The organism is Qipengyuania sp. (assembly GCF_043423005.1).
GTDB lineage: Bacteria > Pseudomonadota > Alphaproteobacteria > Sphingomonadales > Sphingomonadaceae > Qipengyuania.
Window position 1 is genome coordinate 1 of sequence record NZ_JBHWMI010000052.1, and the last position, 2,636, is coordinate 2,636.

The following is a 2,636-nucleotide window of genomic DNA, read 5'->3' on the forward strand; positions in this document are numbered from 1 at the left end:
TACTGCCGCGCTTGCCAACTACATGCTGGTGTTCGGCAAGCTCGGCGCACCGGCGCTGGGGGTGGTCGGCTCGGCGCTGGCGAGCAGCATCACCGCATGGCTCGGCGTGCTCGCCTACGTTGCGCTCATCGGCTGGGACCGGCGACTGCACCGCTACCGCATCTTCGGCCGCTGGTGGAGCCCCGACTGGGGGCAGTTCCGGCGGCTGGTCGTGCTCGGCATGCCGGTGGTGCTGACGATCGTCGCCGAAGCCGGGCTGTTCAACAGCGCCGCGTTCATGATGGGGTGGATCGGCGCGGCCGAGCTTGCCGGCCACACCGTCGCGCTGCAGCTCGCCGCGTTCGCCTTCCAGGTGCCGTTCGGGGTGGCACAGGCCGCCGCGATCCGGGTCGGCTACCACTATGGGGCCGGCGACCGAGGGGGGATCGCCCGCGCCGGGTGGTCGGCGATCCTCGTCGGGACGGGATTCATGACGGTGACCGCCGCCGCGATGCTGCTCGCTCCGCACGCGCTGATCGCGCTCTATGTCGACCCGCGCGCGCCCAACAGCGCGGCGATGGTCGGCTTCGCGGTCGCCTATCTCAAGGTTGCCGCGGCGTTCCAGCTATTCGACGGATTCCAGGCGGTCGCGGCCGGGAGCTTGCGCGGGCTCCAGGATACCCGGGTGCCGATGTGGATCGCGGTGCTCGGCTACTGGGTCCCCGGCCTCGGCACGATGGTGTGGCTCGGCTTCGCCACGCCGCTCGCCGGCATGGGCGTGTGGATCGGGCTGCTGGTCGGGCTGGTGGTGGTCGCGGCAGGCTTGCTGGCGCGCTGGCTGCTGCGCGACCGGCTCGGGCTGTTGCCCGCGCTGACCTGAATATTTCTTCAGGCCGAGCGCTTGACGGGCCGCGACCGTGCACTAAATGCGCCTTGCTGGCACTCTCCGTGAGGGAGTGCCAAGGGATTCATCACCAACCAAGAGGCTAGCGACATGGCATTTCGTCCGCTGCACGACCGCGTTCTCGTCCGCCGCATCGAGGCCGACAGCAAGACCGCCGGCGGCATCATCATCCCCGACAGCGCGCAGGAGAAGCCGAGCGAGGGCGAGATCGTCGCCATCGGCGACGGCGCGCGCGACGAGGAGGGCGATCGCATCCCGCTCGACGTCAAGCCCGGCGACCGCGTGCTGTTCGGCAAGTGGAGCGGCACCGAAGTCAAGATCGACGGCGAAGACCTGCTGATCATGAAGGAAAGCGACATCATGGGGATCGTCGGCTGAACGCCGGCACCTGACGCTTTTCTACCAACCAGACGAATTCAGGAGACAAGAACATGGCAGCCAAGGACGTGAAGTTCGGCCGCGACGCGCGCGAGCGGATTCTCGCCGGCGTCGACACCCTCGCCAACGCCGTCAAGGTCACCCTCGGCCCCAAGGGCCGCAACGTGGTGATCGACAAGAGCTTCGGCGCACCGCGGATCACCAAGGACGGCGTCACCGTCGCCAAGGAGATCGAGCTCAAGGACAAGTTCGAGAACATGGGCGCGCAGATGCTGCGCGAAGTGGCGTCCAAGACCAACGACCTGGCCGGTGACGGCACCACCACCGCGACCGTGCTCGCCCAGTCGATCGTGCGCGAAGGCATGAAGTCGGTCGCGGCGGGCATGAACCCGATGGACCTCAAGCGCGGCATCGACCTCGCCGTGACCAAGGTCGTCGAGAACCTCAAGGGGCGCTCGAAGGATGTTCAGGGTTCGCAGGAGATCGCCCAGGTCGGCATCATCTCGGCCAACGGCGACGAGGAAGTCGGCAACAAGATCGCCGAGGCGATGGAAAAGGTCGGCAAGGAAGGCGTGATCACCGTCGAGGAGGCCAAGGGCCTCGAGTTCGAGCTCGACGTCGTCGAAGGCATGCAGTTCGACCGCGGCTACCTGAGCCCGTACTTCATCACCAACCCCGACAAGATGACCGTCGAGCTCGACAACCCCTACATCCTGATCCACGAGAAGAAGCTGTCCTCGCTCCAGGCGATGCTGCCGATCCTCGAGGCGGTGGTGCAGTCGGGCCGTCCGCTGCTGATCATCGCCGAGGACATCGAGGGCGAAGCCTTGGCCACGCTGGTGGTCAACAAGCTGCGCGGCGGCCTCAAGGTCGCGGCGGTCAAGGCCCCCGGCTTCGGCGACCGCCGCAAGGCGATGCTGCAGGACATCGCGATCCTGACGCAGGGCGAGATGATCAGCGAAGATCTCGGCATCAAGCTCGAGAACGTGACGCTGAACATGCTCGGTCAGGCCAAGAAGGTCACGATCGACAAGGACAACACCACCATCGTCGATGGCGCCGGTTCGGCTGACGACATCAAGGCGCGCGTGGGCGAAATCCGCACCCAGATCGATGCGACCAGCAGCGACTATGACCGTGAAAAGCTGCAGGAGCGGCTGGCGAAGCTCGCTGGCGGCGTGGCCGTGATCAAGGTCGGCGGCGCTTCGGAAGTCGAGGTGAAGGAGCGCAAGGACCGCGTCGACGACGCCCTCCACGCGACCCGCGCCGCGGTCGAGGAAGGCATCGTCCCGGGTGGCGGCACCGCGCTGCTCTACGCCACGAAGGCGCTCGATGGCCTCGCCGGGGTCAACGACGACCAGACCCGCGGCAGTTC

General features: G+C 67.1%; 3 protein-coding genes. All 3 read left to right on the forward strand.

All coding sequences use genetic code 11. The features are described 5' to 3' along the window. Nucleotides 1-859: MATE family efflux transporter (locus tag ACHFFA_RS08625; RefSeq protein WP_394270444.1), on the forward strand; the 859-nt coding region annotated here is incomplete at its 5' end. A 114-nt stretch (nt 860-973) separates the two neighbouring features. Next, nucleotides 974-1,261, forward strand: a complete 288-nt coding sequence (gene groES, locus ACHFFA_RS08630) for a co-chaperone GroES (protein ID WP_394270445.1) — start codon at nt 974-976, stop codon at nt 1,259-1,261. A gap of 53 nt (nt 1,262-1,314) precedes the next feature. Continuing rightward, nucleotides 1,315-2,636 (forward strand): chaperonin GroEL (gene groL / locus ACHFFA_RS08635; RefSeq protein WP_394270446.1); only part of this gene is annotated, 1,322 nt, incomplete at its 3' end.